Genomic DNA, 26,478 nt, shown 5'->3' on the forward strand with positions numbered 1-26,478 from the left:
CTGGGCAAATTAAGGGATGTTTAACTATACGGTCTGAGGTCCGACTCTGCGGTCTGGTCCATCAGTCCGATCATGGTCTCAGGCACACCTTGGACCATGGTCGGGGAGCCGACTATGGTCCGATGTCGACCTGGTATCGCTCACAGGAAGCGGGACAAAATCTTTGACATTGCGCCCCTTCGCCTGAGCGCGGATCCGGCATTCACAGCCAGTTTGCCTGACGGATCTACCTCTTAGGGATAGTATTTACCCACGAGGAGGCTCAGCTCTACATTAATAGGATCTCTCGATCCTGACCCTATGTGAGAAGGCAACGGTCCAGGGCCCAGGGGATCGTCGCCGTGTATGTTTTCAAGAATATCAGGTCTGGCAAACCGTTAGGGGCAAGACGTCGGAAGAGGAGAAGCCTTGCCCGACAATTCCTCCTGGTGGCATTTGGAGTTATGCTAACTGGAATGTTTGCCATGGGCACTCTTGTCTCATGGCAGATCGAGAAGAGTGTCGCCGAGGTCAAGGGCGCATCCACCGCACTCTATATCAACACCTTCATCGCTCCGCATCTTCAGGATCTTCCAGGCAGCGCTCTCTCACCCGTCAGCATCCAGGGCCTCAACCAGGCGATGGAAAGACCCGACTTTCTGGCGAGCATAACCTCGGTCAGAGTCTGGAATCGCAACGGATTGATTGTTCACAGCGGCGAGCCTGACCTCATCGGCAAAAAATTTACTCCACCTCCCGCATCTCGAAGGGCCTGGGCCGGGGCAATTGCTGCAGAGTTCGACGATGTTCCCGGAGACGAGGAGATTGCCGAACGCTTCGCCGGCCTTCCTCTTCTCAAGGTCTTTGCTCCCATTCGGAACCTCGAGACGGGCGATATCATCGCCGTCGTTGAATTTCACGAGCGCGCAGAGAGGTTGAACTCCGAGTTGGTCGCATCGGAGTGGAAGACTTGGCTCGCAACGGCATTGATTACTCTGAACATGATGGGATGCCTGTTCATCATCGTCGCCAATGGGAGCAAAACTATCGACCGGCAGCGTGTGGCCCTGAAGGAGCGGGTTACAGAGCTCTCGGAGCTGCTGCGTCAGAACCGGATCCTTCAATCGCGGATCGAGCGCGCGGCTCAGAATGCCACGGAAGACAATGAGCGTCTGATGCGGCAAATGGGATACGATCTTCACGATGGGGTTGCACAATTGATCAGTCTCGCACTCCTGCGCCTGGATCGTGTCCAGGGAGGCGAGAGCGATCGCGGCAATCTGCAGAAAATTCAAAAAGCTCTTGCTGATGCGCTCACCGATACGCGCAATATCTGCAAGGGCCTGCTTCTTCCGGAAATTCAAACCTTGACGCTCAGAGACGCATTGACGTTCATGATACGCCAACATGAACGCAGAACAGGAACGACGATCTGCTATAGAATAGCGGATCTGCCGGATACCACACCGCAATTCGTCAAGATCGCGCTCTGCCGCTATGTTCAGGAAAGTCTCAACAATGCCTTCAAACATGCAGATGGCCAGGAGCAGCAGGTTGAAGTCGGATGGGATGGGGCGACCGTGACCGTCGAGGTGGCTGATAAGGGACCGGGCATGTCCGATGAGAACATCCTTGTGAGCGAGCCACGCTTGGGGCTGGCCAGTCTCAGGGACAGGATTGAAAGTATTGGAGGAGCATTGAGCATCAAGAGCATCCCTGGCGACGGAACGCGCATCAAGGCATCCTTGCCTTTGGCCGACACAAGGAATGCAAATGCAGCCTAGAATTCGCGTTGGTATTGTCGACGACCATCCTCTTTATAGAGACGGAGTCGTGTTCGCCTTGGAGTCGGAGCCCGACATCGAGGTTATCGGGCAAGGGGGAAGTGCCCACGATGCACTTCATATGGCCCAGGCACACTCACCGGACGTTCTTCTTCTGGACATGAACATGCCGGGAGGAGGCATCAATGCCGTGTTGAAGATTGCGCAGCGTTGTCCAGCAACCAAGACCCTGATGCTGACCGTTGTCGATGATGAGGACGAAGTTCGAAGTGCTTTGAGGAAGGGGGCCAAAGGTTACCTCCTGAAAGGCACGGGGAGTTCAGAACTCGTGAACGCCGTCAGATCGATCCATCGCGGCCAGAACTACGTCTCACCGAGTTTTGCGGCGCAACTCATCATGTCGAGAGGAGTTGGAGAAAGCACCTCTTCCGATCCACTGCGACGTTTTCCCGAGCTTTCCGATCGTGAAGAGCAGATCTTGATGCTTATCGTTCAAGGGCTCAGCAACAGATTGATAGGTGATGAACTCGGACTGACCGAGAAGACCGTTAAGGGATACGTGACCTCTGTTATGGACAAACTTCAGGTTCGCAATCGCGTAGAAGCGGCGATTCTGGCGTCAGAACGCGTCTCTGGGAAGCGGTGACCCAATGGTGTCTTTTTCCTGAGCCGACCGCGGATTATCCATCTCTGCACCAGCTTCCAAAGAGGCAATTCATACCTCTTTGGAACTAACACGTAAGGGACCTGTAAGGTCTTATTCCTGTCACTTCATAGATGTTGCTGCATGCAACCTAGAGTCAGTAATCTGACAACATGATGTGGCCCTTTGGCATCATCATCAAGCACATGAGAGTTGGCTGCGTGAGTTGTTCGCAGCGCACCATATTGGATCTGGGGGGCTCCAATGACAGAGAGTGTTCGTGTCGGCGTTATAGACAGGCACCCGCTTTTCCGCGATGGGGTAACCCTCGCCCTGAACTCGCAACCGGACATTAAGGTTGTCGCCCAAGGCGACTCCGTCTGGGATGCGATCGACATCGCCCAAGTCAATGCTCCTGACGTGATTGTCCTTGACGCCGGCGTATTGGATTGCGGCATGGGAGCGGTGGAATCGATCCTCCAGCATCACCCTGCAATTGGTATCGTCATTCTTGCCGACACAGCAGACGAGGAGCATGTCTATGGGGCCCTCAAGCGCGGCGTGCGCGGCTATCTGCTGAAAGGCGCTTGCGGCACGGAACTGGTACAGACGGTGCGGGCGCTGTATCAGGGACAGAATTTCATCTCGCCCGGGCTTGCGGCAAAGCTCCTGATGAGATCAGGCCCGAGCGGATTCAGCGAACCGAAAGAATCAGGTCCCCTTCCACCTCTGACTCCCCGCGAGCAGCAGATCCTGTCGATCCTGGTTCAGGGGCGGAGCAATAAAGAGATCGGCAACAAGCTTGAACTGAGCGAGAAGACGATCAAGCATCACCTGACCAACATTCTGCAGAAGTTGCGCGTCCGCAATCGGGTGGAGGCGGCCCTTCTGGCCTCCAACCACCTCCCGCAAAGCATGCTGGCCTCTTAGAGCATTGGGACCGAAAGCGAACCTACATTGCAACCGATGCTTTAGCGGCCCTTGTTCCTGCGCCAAGCAGCAAAATCCGCATGGGTCCGCTCGTCCGTTGGCGGATAGAGCCCCAGGATGGAGCGTCCGTTCATCACTTCTTCCTGAACGAAATCCTCGAATGCGGTCATCTCCACGGCCTCGCCGGCGATCTCATCCGCCAAGTGCGCCGGAATGACCACGACACCTTCGCCATCACCGACGACGACATCGCCGGGCCATACGGGCACATCACCACAACCAATCGGAACGTTGATGTCGAGAGCCTGATGATGGGTGAGATTGGTCGGAGCGGATGGACGGTTGTGGTAGGCTGGAATGCCGAGCCGCGCGATTTCGGGCGTGTCCCGGAAGCCGCCGTCGGTCACGACCCCGGCGACACCGCGCTTCATCAGGCGAGATACCAGGATCCCGCCGGCCGAGGCTGCACGGGCGTCTTTGCGGCTGTCGATCACCATGACGGCGCCCGGTGGGCACTCCTCCACGGCCTTACGCTGAGGGTGAGAGCGATCCTGAAACACGCTGATCGGGTTCAGGTCCTCGCGAGCCGGAATATAGCGAAGAGTGAAAGCCTCACCCACCATGTTCCCGAGATCGGGATTGAGCGGGTGGACATCCTGAATGAACTGGTTGCGCAGGCCACGCTTGTAAAGGGCGGTACACAGCGTTGCGGTGCTGACGGTCTTGAGCTTCTCGCGGGTTTCCGGCTTCAGCGTGGTCATGATCTCTCCAAATGTCAGTAGATGGCAGACTCGCCAGCGGGCGCTAACCGGCAATCACAGGCCAGTGCGGCCCTCTTAGCGGGGGCCTTGATGGCGTAGGTCGGCCGATAAGCTTATGGCACAAACGCTAATGCATTAGTGCACTTGGCACTAGTGCGGGATAGGAGCTGAAGGGAAAGCCGACAAGCCTCGAGAGCACCTGCGGCACCCTTGCGCATGTGGATGAGATCAGGGCGAGATCCCCGTTTATGTGAGAGGCTAAAGGCAAGGTGTCGTCAAGCAGGATCCAGAGAGCGCAATCCTGGCCGACTACAACGCCTTCGGCTCTGTCGTGGCATGCCTCGTGGCCCACAGGGCAGCCTGGGTGCGGTTGCAGACGCCGATCTTCTTCAAGATGGTCTTGACATGAACCTTCACCGTCGCCTCGGACAGACTCAGCTTACGGGCGATGACTTTATTGGGCGCACCGTCCCTCAGACACGCTAAGACCTCGACTTCTCGGTTGGACAAGGTCGGGCTGTCGACCTGGGCACGATGAGTGTCGCCCATCGGTTCGCGACAGGTATTGGGAGAATCCATCCTGGGGCTCGGCAGGACAATGATGGCCGGGAGGACTGCCTCTCCCAGCATGACCAGTTCAAGCGATTTGATGAACACATCCGGTCCATGGCTTGAGAGGCAGAACCCATGAACGCCTGCATTCCAGGCCCTGGGAACGATGTGCGGATCGAAAGCGTCTGCCACGATTACGATTCGCGCAGCAGGAGCATGAGCCTTCAATCGTCTCACAAGGTCGATGGCTCCGCTGGTGAAACTGTCTGCATCGATGATGAAGAGCGCAGGAAAGTCGTCATGAACGGCAGGCAGGCGAGAGAAGCCATCGACGATCTCATGCCACACGGCAAAGCCTGTCTCAGAGAGGATGCTTTCCAGTCCGAGGCGGAGGACATGATTTCTACAGACAGGGAATACGACAGCAGCAGAGAAGTCTCTACTATCGAACGTGAAGCATCTTCCGTCAACGCTATGCGATGGCATGGCCCAGCCACCCTTTCCTTGAACAGACACTTATTCTTCTTCGTTCTGTAGGATCTCGAACCTTACTGTATGACGTAGACGATCTTGCGAGATACCGCGTCGACAATGAGACGGCGGTCGCCGACGACGGCATAACGATACGTTTCATGCTTCGGAATCGGGTGCAGCTCGACGGAATCGGAGAGGCTTTCCCCAATCGAGATCTGCTGCTTGGGTCTGTCCGCCGCAGAACCGTCGTGATCGGCACCCAGCCGTGTGGACAGTTCGGCCGCCACATTACGCACGGCGTCCGGGATGATATGCGCCTGAAAAACTGATGCCGTTACCGGATCTGTCGCGTTCGGTGCCGTCGTGGGGGCCGCAACGGCTCCTACGGAGAAAACAGCCAGCGTCAGATGATAGACGACTTTCATCCTCACACTCTTCCACATGCCTTGTCTTGGACTGAGAACGGAGAGGCGTGCGGGATTATTCCATCCTTTCGAGAAAAATCTCAAAATTGCAGGCGGAAGTCATCAAGACCTCGGCTCAGCGGTTCGCCTTGGCAAGTGCACGGGATTCCGCTTCATCGACCAGGGGCGCGCCTGCATCGATGCTCTGCAAGTAAGTCGACATCAGATCATCGCCTCCGCTCGGCCTATACCCGACGTCGTTCACGGCACCTGCCATCGCGAAGGTCGTGTTCCATTCACCGCTGCGGCAGGCGACGGCCTCCACTGCTTCGCTGGAAGAATGCAGCCTGAACTCACGGCACAGGGCTCCATCGCCACGGTAATACGTCGAGATTACCCGCAGGCTTCCAAATGGCAACGCCATGTCCTGCCCCGAAGCGCTCCCGCTCAGTGCGTTGTGGACGGCCGGACTTTCCAGCTGAGCCATGAGCCTGCCTCCTCGGGTTCTCTCCCAGGCACCAGCGAAGTATCCCAAGACGAGCGTGGCAGCTGCAATCGATGCGGCGAGAGCCATTTGCATGAACGGCGGATTACGCTTGAACCACTTGCTTCTCGGCGACGTGACATCCGAACCGGCACCCATCTTATCGGAGGCTTCATACGCCTTGACCTGAGCGGACACGGCAGCGAGCAATTGGGGTGGGACATCGGGCATGGAGGCGGTAGAGAAAGCGGAGCGCGTCAAGCGGCGACTTTGCTGAAAATCCATAACTCGTTTGGCCACCGCGGAATCCCCTGCCATCGCCTTGGCAATGGCGGCTGCAGTGCGCTCGTCTAGCTCGCCATCGGCAAAAGCCATCAAGATCTCATCGCTGAGATGTAGCTGAGACATTCTATCGGCTCCCCTCTTGCATGCTTCCAGCGCCTAGGCAGCCGCCGTCATCTCCATCAACCGCTTGCGCGCCCGCGCCAGACGGCTCATGACTGTCCCGATGGGGACCCCGAGGATGTCGGCGGTCTCCCGGTAGCTAAGATCCTCCGCGCAGACGAGGAGGAGAACTTCCCGCTGCTCCTGAGGCAGGTTATCGATGGCACGCTGGACCTCGGACAGAACCAGTCTGCTCAGGATCGGCCCTTCCCCGGGATCTCCGATGAGCTGCGTTTGCTGCGATAGATCTTCCGCCATGCCTTCAGTTCTCATCCGTCTCAGGTGGTCGATCCAGTAATTGCGGAGGATCCGGAACATCCATGCGTCGAACTTGGTCCCTGGGGTCCAGCTGTCCGCGTTGACAAGCGCGCGCTCGCAAGCTCCTTGGACGAGATCGTCCGCAAGGGGCTGCGAGCGGCAAAGCACGAACGCAAAGCGCCTCAGCCGTGGCAGAAGCGCCACCAGTTCCTGTCCTATGGCTGCCGGCATTCCTGTTCCGCATGGCCTCTTTGCATCATAACGGAGAACCTAGTCGCTTTATTCCAATCTCAAGGGGAAGAGCTTCAGCCGTTCGCATACGAAAACGGGCGGCCGATAGGCCGCCCGTCATCGAGGTGAAAAAAACGATGCGTTTTAGCGAATGACCTGCACGATCTTGTGGGAGCTCGGCTCGACCAGAACAGGGGTGTTATTTACGACGGTGTACTTGTAGCCCTTCACTTTGTACTGGGCCGGCACCTCGTGATAGGTCACGCCGGACTCGGGCAGAACCGCGCCCACACGCACCTCTTCCTTATAGGTGTAAGAGGGGACCGACTGAGTCGTTACATACTGACGGAATTCCGGCTGCTGCTGGTCGGCGATACCGCCGACGATGGCACCCGTCACACCACCAACGGCCGCACCAACCGGGCCACCGACGATCGCGCCGCCCACAGCACCCGTGGCTGCCCCGGCGGCCGCGCCGCCCGACTGCGCGAAGGCAGCGGCAGGCGCAAGGGCGGCGAGAACGGTGGCAGCGAGAAGGAACTTCTTCGACATGATCTTACTCCTGATTGAACGTTCGGGCTTTGCACCCGGCAACCGACAACGCGTCATCCGCCAAGTAGTTTCACAACAACTAGCAGCTTACTACGTTGAAATTTCGCCCTAGCTCAGGAGCAGATATGAGAGAAGCCTGGGCGCACTCCGATCAGACCTTGCTCTTATTCATCTTATGTTCATCAAAGGTTGGAATTTGACATCATTTCAAGAATACTTTTCACTGGCAGCTTGATGAGTTCTAGCTGCAACCAGAAATCATGGAGTCTGCATCACCGACTGAAACCAACCCGATACCTTGGCCGTTATCGCCTGTTGGATCCCATTGTCCAAATCCGTTCCTGAATGTCACGACGGATTCCCTTTTTCAAAGGTGAGCGTTTCGATGAAACCAAGACGACGCCATCTTCTGATCGCCGTATCGTGCTTTGCTCTCGTGTGCCCGCTAAAGATTCAGAGCGAGTTCGCCAAGACCGGCACCTTCGCCCTAGGAAGCACGCCCGCGATTGCCAAAGGCGGCAACAACGGGGGCGGAAATGGGAACGGTGGGGATAACGGGAATGGCGGCGGAAACGGGAACGGAAATGGCAACTCGGGCGGCAAAGGCAATTCCGGGAATAATGGGAACTCCGGGAACAACGGGAACGCAGGAAACAACGGTGCTTCGGGTAGGAGCGGAGCTGCAGGCAACGCCGGGAACAATGGCAATAGCAATGGCAACGGAGCGGGGAACAGCAACGGAGGCGGAGCAAGCAATGGAAATGGCCGCGGCGGCGGCGGAAATGCCAACGCCGGACGAGGCAATTCCGGCACTGGCAGCAATGCATCCGGCCAAGGAGTAACCCCAAGCTCCGGCAATGCATCGGGCCAGGGAAACTCCTCCGGCCAAGGCAATTCAGCCGGGCAAGGAAAGGGGGCCGACAACGGAAAAGCCGTGGGCCAAACGACTGGCAATCCCTCTGGCAGAAACCAATCGCCACCTGCCATCACCGGAGGGATATCTGCCCTCTTTGGAGCGATCGCAGACAGCCTTCGTCCGCTGACAGCTCCAGCAGTCCCCCTCGAAAGAGCGAAAGCCCGCAGAAACCTCACCAGCGCCAAATCCCCATCACCTGGAGCGCCCTCGCAATCCTCATCTGCGCGTGCGGGTCAGAAGAACAAGGAACAGGCCGCTCTCAGAAACAAGAACGCGCCGGCAACAAGCCGGGCGCAGGCCGCCGCTTTCCCACCGTCTGAGGAAACGGTCAATCGAACTCTTCCCAAGCCTCTTCGTGCCAATCGTTCGATTGTCGCGTCCGGGCTGAGCTCGACCAGCCTGGCGCGATTGAGCTCACAGGGCTTTCGGACACAAAAGCAGGCGATCGGAAGTCTCGCGAGCGTCGTTCAGCTGATCCCGCCGCGTGGAGTTTCTCTCAGCGAGGCACAGCGAAGAATCCACGTAGTTGATACAAAAGCCACGGTCGATTTCGATCATTATTATTACACCGATGAGGGACCAGCGAATTGTACTGGCCCGAACTGCGAAGCTGTTTCGCTCATCGGCTGGAACGCATCCGCTTCCCAGCAATGCGGCCCGACACCTCCAATCGGCCTGATCGATACGGGGATCAATCGCGACCATGAATCATTGAAAGGCCAGTCGATCGAGATCCTGTCCGGTCTCAAGCTTCGCGGCAAACCGTCTCAGCAGGATCATGGCACAGCTATCGCGACCATCCTTGCTGGCAGGAGCGGCAGCAGTGTTCCGGGCCTCCTTCCTGATGCACATCTTCTGGCTGTTGATGCGTTTTACCACGATGGAGGAACGGCGGATCGGACAGACGTGGTCACGCTCGTCCAGGCTCTGGAGGTCTTGGCGGAGCGCAATGTGCGAATCGTCAACATGAGCCTGTCCGGTCCGACCAATGAAGTTCTGAAGCGAGCGATTGCCTCCGCCCAGGAGAAAGGCATGATCATCATTGCGGCGGCAGGCAACAACGGCGCAGGTGCTGAGCCGTCCTATCCGGCCGCCTATCCGGGCGTGATCGCCGTCACTGCCGTGGACAAGAAGCTCGCCGTCTATTCACGGGCAACACAGGGCGAATACATCGACATCGCAGCACCCGGAGTGGACTTACGGGTTGCCTCATCGGACGGCAGCACCCTCAGAAGCGGCACGTCCTATGCCGTGCCGTTCGTAACGGCCGCAGCAGCAATCCTCAGCGCGTCAAGCGATCCATCGGACACCGCAGATCTTCAGGCCGCTCTGGAGAGAAGCGCCCTCGATCTCGGCGCACCAGGTCGCGACAAGACCTATGGATACGGACTGCTGCAAGCCACATATCTCTGCACGCCTCACCAGGAGAAGTTGCCCGTCGCCCATTCGGAAACGGGGCCGAACGCTGACCTCCCCTGATTGCCATCGTGCGCTCGTTTGCGCTCTCCGGTTCCGCCAAGAAGCCCTATGCACCTTCGGCAGGTTCGGGCAGAATAGGTTTCCGTAGAGGAGAGTGAGTCATGGAAGCTCTGGTACTGGAGCGCAAGGACGAGCTCAGCTTGCGCGATATATCCATCGAGGAAATTGTGGGCCCCCGCGATGTCAGGATCGCCCTTCGAACGGTCGGCGTCTGCGGCAGCGATGTTCACTATTACACCCATGGAGCCATCGGGCCTTTCGTGGTCAAGGAGCCGATGATCCTCGGACACGAGGCCGCCGGACAGGTTGTCGAGGTTGGTTCGGCCGTGACGGAACTCAAGCCCGGAGACCGCGTCTGTATGGAGCCCGGCATTCCAGATCCGGCAAGCCGCGCAACGCGCCTGGGCAAGTACAATCTCGATCCGGCTGTGCGGTTCTGGGCCACGCCGCCCGTGCATGGCGTGTTGCGGCCAACCGTCGTTCATCCGGCGGATTTCACATTCAAACTGCCAGACCACATTTCCTATGCCGAGGGCGCCATGGTTGAGCCCTTGGCCGTCGGTGTCCATGCCGCCACCAAGGTGCAGGTGCAGCCTGGCGATCTCGCTGTCGTCATCGGCGCTGGGCCGATCGGGATGGTGACCATCCTGGCGGCTTTGGCCGCGGGCTGCTCACGTGTGATCGTAAGCGACGTGCACGAGCCGAAACTCGCATTGGCGCGCACACTCGGCCCTGTCCTGCCGGTCAATGTCAAAAGCCATAACCTTCTGGAAATCGTCAAACGCGAGAGCGACAATTGGGGCGCGGACGTGATTTTCGAGTGCTCGGGCTACCCGCCCGCCATGGCGGAGATCTTCGACCTCGTCTGCCCTGGAGGGAAAGTAGCCTTGGTCGGAATCCCCCTCGAGCCTTTCCCGTTTGATGTCAGCAAGGCGCAGGTGAAAGAGGCGCGTGTCGAAAGCATCTTTCGCTACGCCCATGTGTACCCTCGGGCGATTGCCATGATCGCTTCAGGCAAGATCGACGTGAAGCCCCTGATCACCGACCGCTTCGCGTTCGAGGACAGCGTCGAAGCCTTCGACTTCGCCAAGGCCATGCCGCGGGCCTCCGTAAAGGTGCAGATCGACATGCCTGCGTGAAGGCTTAGACGCCTCCGCCCAAGTAGCGCTGCAAAGTGGCACGGGTCCCGTCGCGCCAGAGGCTGCTCAACGATGTCTCGAAATGAGACCGGAATTGCGGTGCATCAGCAACATCACCGAAGATCTCCCGCAGATCGAGGAAAGACGCTGGATCGTTCTTCGCGGCCAAGGCGGCGGGTGTCAGGCGGCTCGCATTGGGATCGTCGAGCTTGAAGGGCTCGCCGGCATCGGTCGTTCCTGCGCAATAACGGCACCACAGGGCGGATTCGAGCGCAAGGCCCGTTACATCGGCACCCGCTTTCAGGCGATCTCGCGTCGAGGGCAGAATGAACTTGGGCTGTCGGTTGGAACCATCCTGAGCGAGTCGCGGGATCGTGTCGCCCACATCCGGGTTGGCGAAGCGGCGGGCGATCAACTGGTAATACGCGCGAAGATCGACACCAGGCACGGCCGGCACGCAAGGGATGATCTCTTCGACCTCCAGCTTATCGAGGAATCCTCGCACCAAGGGATCCGCCATGGCATCATGGACGAAATGAATGCCTAGGAGCCCAGCCGGATAGGCAATGGTGGCATGTCCCCCATTCAGGATCCGAAGCTTCATCAATTCGAAGGCCGCTACATGCGGCGTGAAGGTGACGCCGACGCCCTCCAGCGCCGGTCGGCCTGCCGGGAAATTATCTTCCAGAACCCATTGGCGGAAGGGCTCGCAGAAGACCGGCCAATTGTCCTTGACGCCGAAGCGCTCGGCCAAGATGGTGCGCTCGCGGTCGGTCGTCGCCGGCGTGATGCGGTCGACCATGCTGTTGGGAAAGGCGACTTGCTCCCGCACATAGGCGGCCAAGGCAGGGTCAACGAGATCGGCAAGGCCCGCCACTGCATCTCTCGCGACCTGCCCATTATGGGGGATGTTATCGCACGACATTACGGTAAAAGGCACCTGCCCATTATCGCGACGCCGCTCCAAGGCCGCCAGAAGAACCCCGAACACGCCTTTGGGAGCCCCCATATGCGCGGCATCGTAGACGATATCCGGATGCTCCGGATTGAACGATCCCGTCGCCGGATCGATGCAATACCCGCCCTCCGTGACGGTCAGTGACACAATGCGCAACGCGGGGTCGTCAAGGGCATCTACTATGGAGGTTCCGTCGTCATTGACCGGCACGAAGCCCACCATGGCGCCGGTTACCCGCGCAATGTTGGCACCGGGCTCGAGTTCCACCACTGTGGTGAGCCAGCCCTGAGGCTCCAGCGCGGTTCGCATCGCCCGATCGCCGGCACGGATGCCGGCACCGATCAGCGCCCAGTCGAGATCTTTTCCCGCATTGAAGAGGTCATCCAGATACACGGCCTGATGCGCGCGATGAAAATTGCCGACCCCGATGTGCAGAATGCCCGCTTGCAGCTCCTCGCGACGATAGCGAGGCTTAGCGACACCAGACGGCAGGTTTGCGAGATTGGCGAGGTTCAAGCTCTGGCTCATGACGGATGGACCTGATCGGGCATGGAAGGAACACGGTTCGACGGAGCATCTGCGGTTTCGCGGATCATGCGCCTATGACCGGTGATGATGTCAACCGCCCTGTCGGCGATTGCAAGCACCGGCGCATTCGTGTTGCCGCTGGGGATAGTCGGCATGATGGATGCATCGACGATCCTTAAGTTCTCGAAACTTCGGACGACGAGCTCCGGCGTGACGACGGCAAGAGGGTCGCTCTCTCTGCCCATGCGGCACGTGCCGACCGGATGATAATTGGTTTTCACCGTTCTGCGGCAGTGCTCAGCAAGTGCCTCGTCCGAAGCGACCTCCTGCCCCGGAAAGATCTCCCGCTCGATCAAGTCTCGAACCGGAGCTGTCGCGAGCACCTCGCGGGCATATCGCAAGGCTCGGATCGTCAGCCGTAGATCGCCCGGATCTCCAAAGAATTGCGGATCCACAACCGGCAGCGCGGCCGGGTCGGCAGACGCCAGCCGCACGGAACCACGCGCCTTCGGGCGCAGCAGGCAGGGATTCAGCGTGACACCGTGAGTAGGCTCAACGCCCGAGACGTCGCGGTCGAGATAGACGGTGGGAACGCAATAGAGCTGGATCGTCGGCCGCTCGCCTCCGTCTGGATCGATGAAAGCGCAGGCTTCGACGCCGGTGGTGGTGACAGATCCCGATTTGAAGAGCATGTACTGCAACCCGTTTCTGAGCATTGCGAGGCCACGATCCTGGCCGAAATAGCCGAATGCTCCGGACGTCGTGGCGACGATTGGGACCTCATGATGATCCTGCAGGTTCCGTCCGACCCCGGGCAGGTCGTCGACAATCCTGATCCCATGGCGCGACAGCTCATCTGCGGGGCCGATGCCGGAGTGCATCAAAAGCTTCGGCGTCATGTAAGTCCCGGCCGCAAGGATCACTTCCGCATCGGCAAAGGCTGTTTCCAATCCGTTAGGCCCATGGAGGTCTACTCCTATGGCGCGGCTTTTCTCAACACGGATGCGGATGGCGCTTGTTTCAGCTGCCAAGATTAACTTCGGATTGAAAAGAACAGGCTGGAGAAATGCATCGACTGCGCTGCACCGGCGACGTGTGGCCCAGTCGATCGTGTGCTGCATGAAGCCGACGCCGTTTTGCCGGGCGCCGTTGAAGTCGGCATTGTAGGGGATGCCGCACTCCTGCATCGTCTGCACGAATGCGCGGCTCATCGCAGAATACTGTCCCAGATGCGACACCTTCAATGGACCTCCGGTGCCGTGATAGGGCGCACCCAGATGATCGTTCTCCTCCTGTCTTATGAAATAGGGCAGAAGATCATTGTAGCTCCACCCGGCATGTTCCAGGTCCTCATCCCATGCATCGTAATCCTGAGCCTGTCCTCGGATATAGACCATGGCGTTGACGGCGCTTCCACCACCCAAAACCTTGGCCTGAGGCACGATGGGCGAACGGCCGCCAAGCTGCTCCTGTGGAAGAACATGGTGCATGGTGAGATAGGTATCCCGGGCGAGAAACTTCATGTATCCCGCCGGCATCGCAAGGAGCGGGCTCACCCTTCGCGGCCCCGCTTCGACGAGCAGCACGCGGGCGTCATGTTCGGCGACGAGTCGGCTTGCCACGACGCATCCTGAGCTGCCTCCGCCAACCACGATATAATCGAAGCGTTTGGAGGCCATTGTTCGCCTCTGGACTGGCCTCAGCTTGCCTTGCGGGTTGGCAGCCGACGCAGGTTGGCAAGCGGATGCCGCTGCACGCGCTCGATTGCGACACCGTCGCCATCGAACAGGTGGCATGTCACCGGATCGAGCTTTATGGCGATGCGCTCGTGAACGCTCGTCGGGATCTCTCCGTCGGCCTGAACGATCAGCATCGTGCCATCATTGACCTGGGCATAGAGAAAGGTTTCACCGCCGAGGCGCTCCACCACCATCACCTCGCCGGCAACCTCCCCTTCTCCGGCCAACCGCATGTGCTCGGGCCGGACGCCGAGCGTCACAGCATCTCCGACCTTCTGGCGGCTGGGTCGCACAGGAACGGAGAGGCTCGCGCCGCCGGCAAGCTGGATGGTCGTGGCCGCGTCTGTGACGGCCGTGACCGTCGCGGGCAGGAAGTTCATTTTCGGGCTGCCGATGAATCCTGCCACGAAGAGGTTTCGAGGATGATGATAGAGTTCAAGCGGCGTTCCGGACTGCTCGACGATGCCCCCCTGCAGAACCACGATCTTGTCCGCCATCGTCATGGCCTCGACCTGATCGTGGGTGACATAGATCATGGTCGCGGCCAATTCATCGTGCAGTCGGGCCAGCTCGATGCGCATCTGGACGCGCAGAGCAGCGTCGAGATTGGACAACGGCTCATCGAAGAGGAAAACCTTGGGCTTGCGCACGATGGCCCGGCCGATCGCCACGCGTTGCCGCTGGCCGCCGGACAATTCTTTCGGCTTGCGATCAAGCAACTTGTCCAGGTGAAGTATGCGTGCTGCCTCCGCCACTTTGGCGCGCCTCTCTTCCTTAGAGGCGCCAGCGAGGCGAAGAGAGAAACCCATGTTGTCCGCAACGGACATATGCGGATAGAGGGCGTAGGACTGGAACACCATGGCGAGGCCGCGCTCCGAGGGCGGCACGTCGTTGACGCGCTGACCATCGATGAGAAGATCGCCTTCCGTGATCTCCTCAAGGCCTGCGATCATTCTAAGGAGCGTGGACTTCCCGCACCCGGAAGGGCCGACGAAGACGCAGAGCTCCCGGTCGTCGATCGAGAGATCGACGCCCTTGATGACCTGCACTGCCCCGTAACTCTTCTCGATGCCCTTGAGAACGATTGTCGACATGTTGCATTTCCCATTACTTGACGGCACCGAAGGTCAGTCCACGCACGAGCTGGCGTTGGCTCATCCAGCCGAAGACCAGAATGGGTGCGATGGCGATCGTCGACGCTGCGGACAGTTTGGCCCAGAACAATCCTTCGGGCGCCGAGAAGGAGGCGATGAACGTGGTCAGCGGCGCCGCCTGCGAAGTCGTGAGATTCAGGCTCCAGAAGGCCTCGTTCCAGCACAGGATGATGGAGAGGAGTGCCGTCGATGCGATGCCAGGCAGCGACAGCGGCAGGAGGAGCATCCAGACCTCCTGTTTCGGCTTTGCGCCGTCCATGCGCCCGGCTTCGAGGATGTCCTTCGGCACCTCTTTGAAGAAAGTGTAGAGCATCCACACCACGATCGGCAGGTTCATGAGCGTATAGACCACGATGAGTCCCCAGCGCGTATCGATGGCGCCGGTGTCCCGGAAGAGAAGATAGATCGGGATCAGGACGCCGACAGCCGGCATCATCTTGGTCGAGAGCATCCAGAGCAGCAGGTCCTTGGTGCGCTTCCCTGGAAAAAAAGCCATGGCATAGGCAGCCGGAACGGCGATCAGCGTCGCCAGGAGCGTGGCGCCGACCGAGATGACGACGCTGTTGATGGCGAAATGGATGTAGTCGGCCCGTTCACGCACCGTGATGTAGTTTTCAAGCGTCGGCGTGAAGAAGAGCTTCGGCGGTGTTGCAATGGCCTCCACCTCGGGCTTGAAGCTCGTGAGGATCATCCAGAAGATCGGGAAGAAGATCAGCCCGGCGGCCACCCAACCGACGACCGTGAGGATGAGCTTCTCGCGGGTTTTCGGGTGCATGGCTTAACCTCAATCGGCGATGTTCTTGGCAATCGAGCGGACGAGGAAGATCGCCACGATGTTGGCGAGAATCACGGCGATCACGCCAGCGGCAGAGGCCCCGCCCACATCGTATTCGCGCAAGGCGCGCAGATAGATCAGGAAGGCCAGGTTGGTCGAGGCAAGGCCGGGTCCGCCGGAGGTTGTCACGTAGATCTCGGCGAACACCGACAGTAGGAAAATCGTCTCGATCATAATGACGACGCTGATGGCCCGGCCGAGATGGGGCAGGATGATGAAGAAGAACATCGCGAAGGGGCCTGCACCATCCATGCGCGCAGCTTCCTTCTGCTCGCTGTCGAGGGACTGGATCGCCGTGAGCAGGATCAGCAGGGCGAAGGGCAGCCACTGCCAGGCAACGATGATGATGACGGAGGTCAGTGGGAAACCGCCGAAGAAGTCGATGGCCGGCAAGCCGAGCGAACGTGCGAAGAATGCAAAGAGTCCGTTGACCGGATGCATCAGCATGTTCTTCCAGATCAGGGCGCTCACCGTCGGCATGACGAAGAACGGAGCGATCGCGAGCAGGCGTGCAATGCTCCGGCCGTAGAAGTCCTGATCGAACAGAACGGCGAGAAGCGTTCCCAGACCGACCGTGATCACGAGCACCCAGAAGACCAGGAACAACGTGTTGGCCATCGCCGTCCAGAGGGACGGATCGGTCAGCAGAAACGTATAGTTCTCCAAGCCTGCAAATCCGCCGACGGAAGGATCCAGCAGGTTGTAGTATTGGAACGAAAACCACAGTGTCATCACCAACGGCACGATCATCCAGAGGAACAGGATGACCACGGATGGCGCGACCAGGGGCAGCGTTCTCACGTTGCGCTGACTGCGTCTTCCGGCAGAAGCCGCGCTGCTAGGGACAGGGACCGTCGTGGTGGTGCTCGCCATCTCGGTTGCTCACACTGGAGAGAACAGCCGGCAGGCATTCAAGCTCGCCGGCTGCATGGCGACCGGCTTATTTCGGATAGCCCGCTTGCTTCATCGTGCGCTCCGTGGAGCGTTGCGCCGTCTCAAGCGCCTGCTCCACAGTCGCCTGACCGGCCAAGGCGGCGGCAATCTGCTGCCCGACAGCCGTACCGATGCCCTGGAACTCGGGGATGGCGACATACTGAATGCCGATATAGGGGACGGGATCCTTCGTCGGCTTGGTGATGTCCGCACTGGACACTGCCTCGTAAACCACCTTCGCGAAGGGTGCCGCCTTCTGGTATTCAGGATTGTCGTAGGTCGATTTGCGCGTGCCGGGAGGCACGGAGACCCAACCGACTTCAGTGCCGACCAGGGTGATATACTCTTTCGAGGTTGCCCATTTCACGAAGGACTTGGCCGCATCGACCTTCTTCGACGAAGCGGGAATGCCCAGCGCCCAGGCCCAGAACCAACCTGATCCGTTGCTCGTGACTTCCACGGGTGCAGCCGTGAAGTCCGTCTTGTCCGCGACCTGGCTTTCCTTCGGATTATAGATGTAGCCAGCCGCCGATGTGGCGTCGACCCACATGGCGCAATGCCCCGTCGCGAACAAGGCGCGGTTCTCGTTGTGCCCGTTCGCCGTTGCGCCCGGAGGGCCGTATTCCCGCATGTTCTTGACGTAGTAGTTGATCGCCTTTTTCCACGGATCGGTGGTGAGCTGCGGCTCCCATTTCTCATTGAACCAGCGTCCCCCGAAGGCATTCACCATCGGGCCGATGAACGCCATGTTCTCGCCCCAACCCGGTTTGCCGCGCTGGCAGAAGCCGTATTGCTCCTTCGACTTATCGGTCAGCTTGGCCGCATATTCGGCGATCTGATCATAGGTGGGCTTATCGGGCATCTTGATTCCGGCCTGATCGAACAGATCCTTTCGATAGAATGTGAACGAGCTTTCAGCATAGAATGGAACGGCGTAAAGCTTGCCGTCATAGGACAGGCCGTTCATGACGGACGGGATGATGTCGGCATAATCATAATCGGCGCCGAGATCATTAAGAGGGACGAGCCAATTCTGCTTGCCCCAGATCGGCGCCTCATAGGAACCGATCGTGATGATGTCGAACTGCCCGCCCTTGGTGGCGATGTCGGTGGTCGCGCGCTGACGCAGCACGTTTTCTTCAAGCACCACCCAATTCAACTTGTTGCCGGTCGCCTGCTCCCACTTGGGCGACAGCCGCTGCATGATGATCATGTCGGCGTTGTTGACAGTGGCAATCGTCAAGGTCTGGCCCTGGGCCAAAGCCAGACCCGTGCCCGCAATCCAGCCCATTGCAGACAATAGCGTAAGCTGCCTCAACTGCATTGTTCCCTCCCAATGGAATCTGTCTTGGATTGTCGTTAATTATAAGAATGAATGCTCTCACAGCGGTTATGGCCCGTCAATTACTAACACAAGCTTGGATTTACTGTAGAAATTATCAATATTCATGATTGATTTTGCTTGTTCGCTTTTATTAATTGATTTACCTCGTGAGAGGAGTTGCCGCGATCTTCTGCCTGCCTAGATAGAGCCGCCACGGAACCACCGGCCTCTCGTCGAAGGACAAGGCGACAGAATTGAATCTCATGCTCGGATCGTTTGAGACGCGGATCAAAGCACCTGTTACTTTCAGCGCAAGTGCGATTGCCGAGAAGGTGCCCCACGCAGATGGTATTCTATAGCCTGAGGCTCGCCTCGAAGCGGGCGGCCAACCCCATAGGACGTGCGAGTATGCACGCATTTCGCATCGTCGCAGCTATCTGGGATCAGGGAAGCACCTGCGTGAAGGCTTCGCCTTGGGATCTTGTCCTCGTCAAGGGAAAGGGCGATCTGGAGACCTAAGGCGTATTGTCCTTGCCCTAAATATGGAGTTCCATTCCCAGAGCCTTGAGCGCCGACTCCTGGAAGGCTTCGCCCTGGGTCGGATGCGCATGGACCGTTCCGGCGATGTCTTCGAGGCGCGCACCCATTTCGAGCGCAAGGCTGAAGGCGGACGCCAGTTCGGAAACGCCCTGCCCCACGGCCTGGATGCCGAGCACCAGATGGTTGTCCGTGCGCGCGACCACCCGCACGAAACCATCCTCGCCCATCCTGGTCATCGCGCGACCATTGGCCGAGAACGGAAACTGTCCAAGTTTGACGTCGACGCCCATCCGAAGGGCCTCTTCCGGCGACAAGCCGACAGTGACGATTTCGGGGTCGGTGAAACAGACGGCGGGAATGCTGCGCTTGTCCCAGACACGTTTGTGACCCGCGATGATTTCGGCCACCATCTCGCCTTGTGCCATAGCGCGATGGGCCAGCATCGGCTCGCCGGTCACGTCGCCGATGGCGTAGACCCCGCGCATCGACGTCTGGCATCGCTCGTCGATGCGGATGAACGGGCCATCCATGTCGAGGACGAGTTCATCCAGTCCCCAGCCTTGCGTGACCGGCCTTCTTCCGATCGTGACGAGGATCCTGTCGGCCGCGAGCGATGTCTCCGATCCGTCCTCCGCTTCGACCAGCAATGTACCGCCCGCTTTTGCCAGACCCTTCGCCTTGGCGCCGGTCATCACCTCAATACCCAGCACCTGCAGCCTCTTGGCCACCGGACGCGTCAAGTCCGCATCGTATTGCGGCAGGATGCGGCCTTGGGCTTCGACGACCGTCACCTTCGCGCCCATCTTCGCGAGAGCCGTGCCAAGCTCCAAGCCGATATAGCCGCCACCGACCACAACGAGACGTTCTGGAACCGACGTCAGCGACAGCGCCTCGGTGGAGGAGATCACGGGACCGCCGAATGGCATGTTTCTCAACTCGACCGGGGCAGACCCGGTCGCGATCACGACATTCTCGGCGCGGATGATCTGCCGGCCCATTTCCGTCTCGACCTCGACCGTCTTCCCGTCGCGAAAGCGTGCATGGCCCTGGACGATCTTCACCTTCGCCTTCTTGAGCAGGCCCGATACGCCGCTGTTGAGGCGCCCGACAATGCCGTCCTTCCAGGCGATCGTCTGGGAGAGATCGAGTTCCGGCTTCGTCGTCCTGATCCCAAGCGAGTTCCGGCCATTCGCCAGGTGAACGATCCTGTCATACTCCTCCGCCGCGTGAATGAGCGCCTTGGAGGGAATGCACCCGACATTGAGGCATGTTCCGCCAGGTTTCCCTGAGTCGACGATGACCGTGTCGATCCCCAGTTGCCCGGCGCGGATGGCACAGACATAGCCTCCGGGCCCGGCTCCGATGACGAGGAGTTTGCAGGAGATATCCTTCATCGGCTTTACGCCTCCACGAAGATCATGGCGGGGGTCTCCAGCAACGTCTTGATGCGCTGCACGAACACCGCCGCATCCCAGCCGTCGATGATCCGGTGATCGAAGCTGGAGGACAGGTTCATCATTTTGCGGGGAATGAAGGTCGAGCCGTCCCAGACCGGCCGCACCACCATCTTGTTGACGCCGACGATGGCGACCTCCGGATAATTGATCACCGGCGTGGTGACGATGCCGCCTATGGCGCCGAGCGACGTGATGGTGATCGTCGATCCGCCGAGCTCCTCACGAGTGGCGAGCCCGGACTTCGCGGCCTCCGCAAGCCGGTTCAGCTCGACCGCGCATTCCCAGAGATCGCGCGCCTCCGCATGCTTCACGACTGGGACCATGAGACCCGAGCCCGTCTGCGTCGCAATGCCGATATGCACGCCACCATGCTGATGGACGACGCCAGCGTCATCATCGTAGATGGCGTTGAGATGCGGCTGCTCGGCAATGGCTTTCACCATCGCGCGCATCAGGAACGGCAACAGCGTCAGTTTCGGCCGGTCAGCCCGTTTGTTCGCATTGAGCGAAGACCGTAAATCCTCGAGCGCCGTCACGTCGACCTCTTCCACATAGGTGATGTGCGGAATGTGCGATTTTGCAATCGCCATCTTCTCCGCAATCTTGCGACGCAACCCGACGACTTTGATGTGCTCGACCGACGTGTTCTGGGACAATCCCGGCGCCTTGGCGACCTGGCGTCCATGGGTAAAGAACGCATCCAGATCCTCATGGGTAATCCGGCCTGCTGGACCGGAGCCCGGAACCTGCCGCAGATCGACTCCGGCTTCCCGTGCTCTCAACCGGACGGCGGGCGAGGCAATGGGCCTCTCCCCCTCGGCGCGCGTCACAGAGGTCCGGTGCATCTTCATGGGAGGAGTCTGCGGCTTCTCCGTCGGTTGAGACGGCGCGCTCTTCACCTGCCGTTCGATAATGGCTTCCGGGACTTTGACGGCGCCATCAGCCTGGGCTTCGATCTCTCCGATCCGGGCAGGCGGCTCGGCCACCTTCTCCGTCGGACTGCCTTCGGACGTCGCGCTGTCACCTCCTTCGACCTTCAGGCGGATCAGAGGGGAGCCAATCGCCACTACATCGCCGATCTCCGCCCCGAGCCACAAAACCTCGCCGTCGACGGGAGAAGGAATTTCCACGGTGGCCTTGTCGGTCATCACCGCCGCCAGCACCGCATCCTCGCGGACGAGGTCACCGACCTTCACGTGCCATTCGACGAGTTCGGCCTCGGCAATGCCTTCTCCGACATCGGGCATTTTGATCAGGTGCTCGCCCATGTCAGGCCTCCATCGTCTCGACAAGGGCGCGGCCGACGCGGGCCGGCCCTGGGAAGTAGTCCCATTCCTGGGCATGGGGATAAGGCGTGTCCCATCCCGTCACCCGGATGACGGGCGCCTCCAGCTGGAAGAAGCAGTTTTCCTGAACAAGTGCAGTCAGTTCCGCTCCGAAACCCGAGGTAAGAGTTGCCTCGTGCACCACCACGCAACGGCCCGTCTTTCGGACGGATGCCGCGATCGTCTCCATGTCGAGCGGGATCAATGTCCGCAAGTCGATGATCTCCGCATCGATGCCGGTCTCCGCTGCGGCGGCCTGTGCCACATAGACCATGGTGCCGTAGGCCAGGACGGTGACGGCGGCGCCTTCCCGTACGACCGAAGCCTTGCCGAGCGGCAGGCTGAAATGGCCGCTCGGCACCTCGCTCAGGTCATGCTTCGACCACGGCGTCACCGGGCGGTCGTGATGCCCATCGAAGGGGCCGTTATAGAGCCGCTTCGGCTCCAGGAAGATCACGGGATCCGGATCCTCGATGGCAGCGATCAGGAGCCCCTTGGCGTCATGAGGATTGGACGGCACGACCGTCTTCAAACCCGACACGTGGGTGAACAGCGCTTCAGGACTCTGGCTATGGGTCTGCCCGCCGAAGATGCCACCGCCGGTCGGCATGCGGATCACCATCGGACAGGTGAATTCGCCGTTCGAGCGGTACCGCAGCCGGGCTGCCTCGGACACGATCTGGTCGTAAGCCGGGTACATGTAATCTGCGAACTGGATCTCGATGCAAGGCAAAAGGCCATAGCTTGCCATGCCGATCGCCGTCCCGACGATGCCGGCTTCACTGATCGGCGCATCGAAGCAGCGGGTCTTTCCGTATTTCTGCTGGAGACCGGCCGTGCAGCGGAAGACGCCGCCGAAATAGCCCACGTCCTCACCGAAGACCACGACACGCTCGTCGCGCCCCATCATCACGTCCATGGCATCCCGGATGGCTTCTATCATCGTCATGCGCGCCATGGCTTCAGACCCCCGCCTGCTGACGCTGACGACGCAGATGCGGCGGCATTTCGGCATAGACGCCGTCGAAGATCTCACGCGCGGACGGCTTGGCGCCTGCATGAAGCGTGCCGTAGCTCTCCGCCTCCTTCTGCGCCGCAATGACCGTATCGAGAATTTCGGCCTCCGCCTGCTTGTGCCGCTCCTCCGACCAAGTGCCGCGCAGGATGAGATGGGTCTTCAGCCGCATGATGGGATCGCCAAGAGGCCAGGCATCGGATTCAGTCTTCGGCCGATAGGCCGAAGGATCGTCCGACGTCGAATGCGCGCCGACCCGGTATGTGACGTATTCGACGAGCGTCGGGCCGAGATTGCGCCTTGCCCGCTCGGCAGCCCATTTCGCGACCGCGTAGACGGCGAGATAATCGTTGCCGTCGACCCGCAGGGAGGGAATGCCGAAGCCTAGGCCGCGAGCCGCAAATGTTCCCGCCCCGCCCCGTGCGATGCCCTGGAACGTGGAGATCGCCCACTGATTGTTGACGATGTTGAGGATGACCGGCGCCTTGTAGGTGGATGCGAAAACGAGCGCCGCGTGAAAGTCCGATTCCGCCGTCGATCCGTCACCGATCCAGGCCGCTGCAATCTTGCTGTCGTTGCGGATCGCCGAGGCCATGGCCCAACCGACGGCCTGGACATACTGCGTGGCGAGATTGCCCGAGATCGTGAAGAACCCGTGCTCCTTGGAGGAATACATGACGGGCAGCTGGCGACCCTTCAGAGGATCGCGAGAATTCGAATAGACCTGACACATCATGTCGACCATGGAATAGCCGCCGGCGATCAGGAGGCCGGCCTGCCGGTAGGTCGGAAAGTTCATGTCACCCGGCGCAAGTGCTTTCCGGAAAGCGCAGCTGATGGCCTCTTCGCCTAGATGCTGCATGTAGAAGGAGGTCTTGCCCTGCCGCTGCGCGATCAGCATGCGCGCATCGAAGGTGCGCAGGGTCATCATGTTGCGCATGCCCTCGATGAGTTCCTCGTCGCTCAGAAGTCCGGCCCAGGGTCCCACTGCCTCTCCGGCGCGGTTGAGAACGCGAATGATGGAGAAGGCAAGGTCGCGGATGGTTTCCGGCTCCACATCGACATCGGGTCGCGGGACAGCTCCGGCCTTGGGGATCTTCACATTCGAGAAGTCGGGGGTTCCCCCCGGTCGAACGGCGGGTTCGGGCACGTGAAGGGTCAGCGGTCCATACTCGGTCATGGTCTTTCGTTCTCCTCCCGAGAGAACTAGGAACGAAACACCATTCGGCCATAGGTTGAGCCGTTTCTAAAGGAGCAAATGCCGGTTATCGACAGGCTCTGACCGCTCACACGAATCTGCCGGCACCATCAAGGTTTCACTGTTGCCAGGATTTCGCCGGCCGTGATTTCCGGTTCGCCTTGAATCAGATCGGCCATGCTGGCGCGGATCCAGGTCAGGGCCTTCTCGTTGGCCGCAAGAGCAGCCTCGCGAGTGTCGAACAGGGTGATGGAGCCGCCGGCACCATTGCCACAGTCGAAGACGTGATATCCTTGGAATCCCGGAGATTGCCGTAGGATCTGGCCAATCCCGCTCTCCGCCCGCCGCGCCGCCTCAGGCACCGAGCGCATCTTGCTGAACTTGCGAATGACGACATACATGGATGCCTCCACCTGCTGTAGAAGAACGCAACCCCAAGCACCAAGAAGACCAGCGAGAAGCCTCCCGGAGCGCCGGAGACCGCATACGCTGCACTAGTGAGCCATCAGGACCGGCATGCCCGCATGAGCGATGATGTGGCTCGTGGCGCCGCCGAAGATCATCTGCCTCAGACGGCTCTGGGTGTAGGCTCCTTTGACGAGCAGATCCGCATGGAAGGAGGCAGCGTCTTCGAGAATGGCCTCGCCTGGGGAACGCGTGTTCAACCTGCGGACCGCCGTCTCGGCCCGGACACCGTTCCGCTCCAGGCGAAAAGACAGTTCCGCGCCGCTCGGACCGTCTCCTCCCCAGCCATCCAGGGAAAGAACGATGACGCGGCCGGCCTTCCTCAGGATGGGCATCGCGAGCGCCACTGTTCGGGCTGTTTCCGTGCTGCCGTTCCAGGCGATCACGACAGTCTCGCCGATCGATGCCGGGGACGCGGGCGGGACCATGAGGACAGGCCGTCCACCCTCGAACAGGGCAGCTTCCAGGGTGGCCAATCGCGGCGGTTCATCCTGCGCTCCGGGGCGACCGAGCACGATCAGGTCGAAGACCCGGCCGAAGCTGCCGATATAGCTGTCTCCGAACAGCTGCTGCCCGACAAAGTCGCAGGTGACCTCGTCTGCCGATTCCGTTTTACGCGGCACCGCACAGGAGAGCATGAACTCCTCGAAGAGATGCCGTGATCGCGACAGGTGCTCGCGCTGCTCCTTTTCGCTCAGGATGGTCCAGCCGACCGGGACATCGAAGGCGATGACCTCCGGGATATCCGGGCCAAGCGCCAGTCCCTCCACATGACTCCCGAACCGGCCCGCGACCAGCAGGGCGGCGTCCAGGACCGAGCGGATGAAGCTATGAGGCTCAACCGGAACCAGAATGGCTTTCATGGCAACCACCTCGGCAAGCCTGCGGGCCGACACCCTGGAAGTCATTATACTCCCAAAGCCGGCATTCGGCACAGCCTATCTTCGCATTCGCGTCAGACATGCACGTTGCCGAAGGCCAGCTCCCCTTCGCCCTTGGGCTTGCGCAGGGTGGCGTAGAGAATCCAGCCATAGAAGACGGCCAGGCCGGCGATCACGGCCCATCCGGGAATCGGCCCGATGGCGACATTGCGGACCCATTCCCCGAGCGACCCGACGATGTGGGCATCGACTGCATTCTCCTGCATCCTGATGAAGGTGGTCTTCACCAGCCAGGCGAAGAGCAGGATCAGAAACATCCAGCAATAATTACGCCGGAGCCGCCGTGTGATGGCCTCGCTGGTGCTCGTCAGGAACAGGGGGCGCCGGAGATCTTCCCCCAGCTTCTGGACCCAATCGTCCGTCGTCCCCTCCTCCGGGGCGAAGATCTGGGCAAAGTAATTGCGCTCCATCCGGCGAACACGGTTGCGGTACACGTCGAAGAAGCGATACCGCCGCGCTTCGATCACCAGCAGCAGGAGAACCAGCACCATGGCGAAGATCAGCACGCCGTGGTGGGCGGTCGAGGTGGACAGGGACACCGACAGCATGGCGGCCACCACCGTGATGGCCCAGTTGGTCGTCCGGTCGATCCGGTCCCGCCAGCCGGCCATGCGGGCGATTTCGGCCCGGTGGTAATGCGCCATGACGTTGATGAACTCGGTCGAATTGCTGGGAAAGACCGGCGCCTTCACGGAAGGGCGGAGGGTCTGGACGATGGCTTGCTCGTTCTTCGGCAGCATGATCTTGCTCCCTCAAGCCCCGGCGGCGTCTCGATATGCCCGGTCAGCTCTGGAGACTTGTTTGTTTATAGGTCTCGGCGAGACAAATTCATCATGGCATCGGGAGATTCGAACTGGAAAGGACGATGGGTGGAAGGAGTTTCCAAACCTAGGCTCAGGACCTATTAATTTGGTCTGAGGAGTGATTCAGTGCCTCTGCGATGGAGGTGCTGATGGGTGATCTGTTTCTTCTGAGCGAGCGCCAGATGGCGCGGATCTCACCGTATTTCCCATTGGCTCATGGCGTGCCGCGGGTG

24 protein-coding genes are annotated in these 26,478 nt (G+C 59.9%); 5 read left to right on the forward strand and 19 right to left on the reverse strand.

Going from position 1 to position 26,478, the window contains the following annotated elements:
* Positions 1-464: 464 nt before the first annotated feature.
* The 3 genes from AB4097_RS13935 to AB4097_RS13945 all read left to right on the forward strand — a co-directional run bounded on the left by AB4097_RS13935 (position 465) and on the right by AB4097_RS13945 (position 3,336).
* Positions 465-1,763 carry a sensor histidine kinase gene (locus AB4097_RS13935; protein WP_442040491.1) on the forward strand — a complete coding sequence of 433 codons (1,299 nt, stop codon included), beginning with the start codon at positions 465-467 and terminating at the stop codon, positions 1,761-1,763.
* Entirely contained in the window at positions 1,753-2,409 is a 657-nt protein-coding gene (locus tag AB4097_RS13940; protein ID WP_442040493.1) for a response regulator, read from the forward strand. The genes AB4097_RS13935 and AB4097_RS13940 overlap by 11 nt, the downstream gene beginning before the upstream one ends.
* A gap of 261 nt (positions 2,410-2,670) precedes the next feature.
* Positions 2,671-3,336 carry a LuxR C-terminal-related transcriptional regulator gene (locus AB4097_RS13945; RefSeq protein WP_442040495.1) on the forward strand — a complete coding sequence of 222 codons (666 nt, stop codon included), beginning with the start codon at positions 2,671-2,673 and terminating at the stop codon, positions 3,334-3,336.
* A gap of 41 nt (positions 3,337-3,377) precedes the next feature.
* Here AB4097_RS13945 and AB4097_RS13950 read toward each other — a convergent pair whose 3' ends face one another.
* The 6 genes from AB4097_RS13950 to AB4097_RS13975 form a co-directional block, all read right to left on the reverse strand.
* A complete protein-coding gene (locus tag AB4097_RS13950) occupies positions 3,378-4,097 on the reverse strand; it encodes a ribonuclease activity regulator RraA (protein WP_442040497.1) in 720 nt (239 codons plus the stop codon).
* A 309-nt stretch (positions 4,098-4,406) separates the two neighbouring features.
* On the reverse strand, positions 4,407-5,165 hold the full coding sequence (locus AB4097_RS13955; protein WP_442040499.1) for a LuxR C-terminal-related transcriptional regulator: 759 nt from the start codon (positions 5,163-5,165) through the stop codon (positions 4,407-4,409).
* A 32-nt stretch (positions 5,166-5,197) separates the two neighbouring features.
* Positions 5,198-5,548, reverse strand: coding sequence for a DUF1236 domain-containing protein (locus AB4097_RS13960; protein WP_442040501.1), 351 nt, complete (start codon positions 5,546-5,548; stop codon positions 5,198-5,200).
* A gap of 115 nt (positions 5,549-5,663) precedes the next feature.
* On the reverse strand, positions 5,664-6,419 hold the full coding sequence (locus tag AB4097_RS13965) for a hypothetical protein (protein ID WP_442040503.1): 756 nt from the start codon (positions 6,417-6,419) through the stop codon (positions 5,664-5,666).
* Between the two features lie 33 nt (positions 6,420-6,452).
* Complete coding sequence (locus AB4097_RS13970; RefSeq protein ID WP_442040505.1) at positions 6,453-6,944, reverse strand: RNA polymerase sigma factor; 492 nt, start codon at positions 6,942-6,944, stop codon at positions 6,453-6,455.
* A gap of 144 nt (positions 6,945-7,088) precedes the next feature.
* Positions 7,089-7,496, reverse strand: coding sequence for a DUF1236 domain-containing protein (locus AB4097_RS13975; protein WP_442040507.1), 408 nt, complete (start codon positions 7,494-7,496; stop codon positions 7,089-7,091).
* Between the two features lie 385 nt (positions 7,497-7,881).
* Between AB4097_RS13975 and AB4097_RS13980 the strand changes: the two genes are divergently transcribed.
* Complete coding sequence (locus AB4097_RS13980; RefSeq protein ID WP_442040509.1) at positions 7,882-9,891, forward strand: S8 family serine peptidase; 2,010 nt, start codon at positions 7,882-7,884, stop codon at positions 9,889-9,891.
* A 101-nt stretch (positions 9,892-9,992) separates the two neighbouring features.
* Positions 9,993-11,030 (forward strand): NAD(P)-dependent alcohol dehydrogenase, encoded by a 1,038-nt coding sequence (locus AB4097_RS13985; RefSeq protein ID WP_442040511.1) that lies wholly within the window; start codon positions 9,993-9,995, stop codon positions 11,028-11,030.
* Between the two features lie 4 nt (positions 11,031-11,034).
* Here AB4097_RS13985 and AB4097_RS13990 read toward each other — a convergent pair whose 3' ends face one another.
* From AB4097_RS13990 to AB4097_RS14050, 13 genes are all read right to left on the reverse strand, one after another.
* The gene (locus tag AB4097_RS13990; RefSeq protein WP_442040513.1) at positions 11,035-12,516 is read right to left on the reverse strand and encodes a mannitol dehydrogenase family protein; all 1,482 of its coding nucleotides are present in this window, start codon (positions 12,514-12,516) and stop codon (positions 11,035-11,037) included.
* On the reverse strand, positions 12,513-14,195 hold the full coding sequence (locus AB4097_RS13995) for a GMC family oxidoreductase (RefSeq protein WP_442040515.1): 1,683 nt from the start codon (positions 14,193-14,195) through the stop codon (positions 12,513-12,515). The genes AB4097_RS13990 and AB4097_RS13995 overlap by 4 nt, the downstream gene beginning before the upstream one ends.
* 20 nt (positions 14,196-14,215) lie before the next feature.
* Positions 14,216-15,349 carry an ABC transporter ATP-binding protein gene (locus AB4097_RS14000; RefSeq protein WP_442040517.1) on the reverse strand — a complete coding sequence of 378 codons (1,134 nt, stop codon included), beginning with the start codon at positions 15,347-15,349 and terminating at the stop codon, positions 14,216-14,218.
* Positions 15,350-15,362: 13 nt separating this feature from the next.
* Complete coding sequence (locus AB4097_RS14005) at positions 15,363-16,184, reverse strand: carbohydrate ABC transporter permease (protein ID WP_442040519.1); 822 nt, start codon at positions 16,182-16,184, stop codon at positions 15,363-15,365.
* Positions 16,185-16,193: 9 nt separating this feature from the next.
* On the reverse strand, positions 16,194-17,117 hold the full coding sequence (locus AB4097_RS14010; protein ID WP_442040521.1) for a carbohydrate ABC transporter permease: 924 nt from the start codon (positions 17,115-17,117) through the stop codon (positions 16,194-16,196).
* A 67-nt stretch (positions 17,118-17,184) separates the two neighbouring features.
* Positions 17,185-18,501 (reverse strand): ABC transporter substrate-binding protein, encoded by a 1,317-nt coding sequence (locus AB4097_RS14015; RefSeq protein ID WP_442040523.1) that lies wholly within the window; start codon positions 18,499-18,501, stop codon positions 17,185-17,187.
* Positions 18,502-19,037: 536 nt separating this feature from the next.
* Positions 19,038-20,435, reverse strand: coding sequence for a dihydrolipoyl dehydrogenase (gene lpdA / locus AB4097_RS14020; protein ID WP_442040525.1), 1,398 nt, complete (start codon positions 20,433-20,435; stop codon positions 19,038-19,040).
* A 5-nt stretch (positions 20,436-20,440) separates the two neighbouring features.
* Positions 20,441-21,766 carry a dihydrolipoamide acetyltransferase family protein gene (locus tag AB4097_RS14025; RefSeq protein ID WP_442040527.1) on the reverse strand — a complete coding sequence of 442 codons (1,326 nt, stop codon included), beginning with the start codon at positions 21,764-21,766 and terminating at the stop codon, positions 20,441-20,443.
* A gap of 1 nt (position 21,767) precedes the next feature.
* Positions 21,768-22,781 (reverse strand): alpha-ketoacid dehydrogenase subunit beta, encoded by a 1,014-nt coding sequence (locus AB4097_RS14030; protein ID WP_442040529.1) that lies wholly within the window; start codon positions 22,779-22,781, stop codon positions 21,768-21,770.
* Positions 22,782-22,785: 4 nt separating this feature from the next.
* The gene (locus tag AB4097_RS14035; protein WP_442040531.1) at positions 22,786-24,018 is read right to left on the reverse strand and encodes a 3-methyl-2-oxobutanoate dehydrogenase (2-methylpropanoyl-transferring) subunit alpha; all 1,233 of its coding nucleotides are present in this window, start codon (positions 24,016-24,018) and stop codon (positions 22,786-22,788) included.
* Positions 24,019-24,146: 128 nt separating this feature from the next.
* A complete protein-coding gene (locus AB4097_RS14040; RefSeq protein ID WP_442040533.1) occupies positions 24,147-24,437 on the reverse strand; it encodes a hypothetical protein in 291 nt (96 codons plus the stop codon).
* A gap of 93 nt (positions 24,438-24,530) precedes the next feature.
* The gene (locus tag AB4097_RS14045) at positions 24,531-25,364 is read right to left on the reverse strand and encodes a universal stress protein (RefSeq protein WP_442040535.1); all 834 of its coding nucleotides are present in this window, start codon (positions 25,362-25,364) and stop codon (positions 24,531-24,533) included.
* A 92-nt stretch (positions 25,365-25,456) separates the two neighbouring features.
* Positions 25,457-26,182, reverse strand: a complete 726-nt coding sequence (locus AB4097_RS14050; RefSeq protein WP_442040537.1) for a DUF2270 domain-containing protein — start codon at positions 26,180-26,182, stop codon at positions 25,457-25,459.
* Between the last annotated feature and the right edge of the window lie 296 nt (positions 26,183-26,478).

Origin of the sequence: Microvirga sp. 2MCAF35, assembly GCF_052115545.1 — a bacterium.
Taxonomy (GTDB): domain Bacteria; phylum Pseudomonadota; class Alphaproteobacteria; order Rhizobiales; family Beijerinckiaceae; genus Microvirga.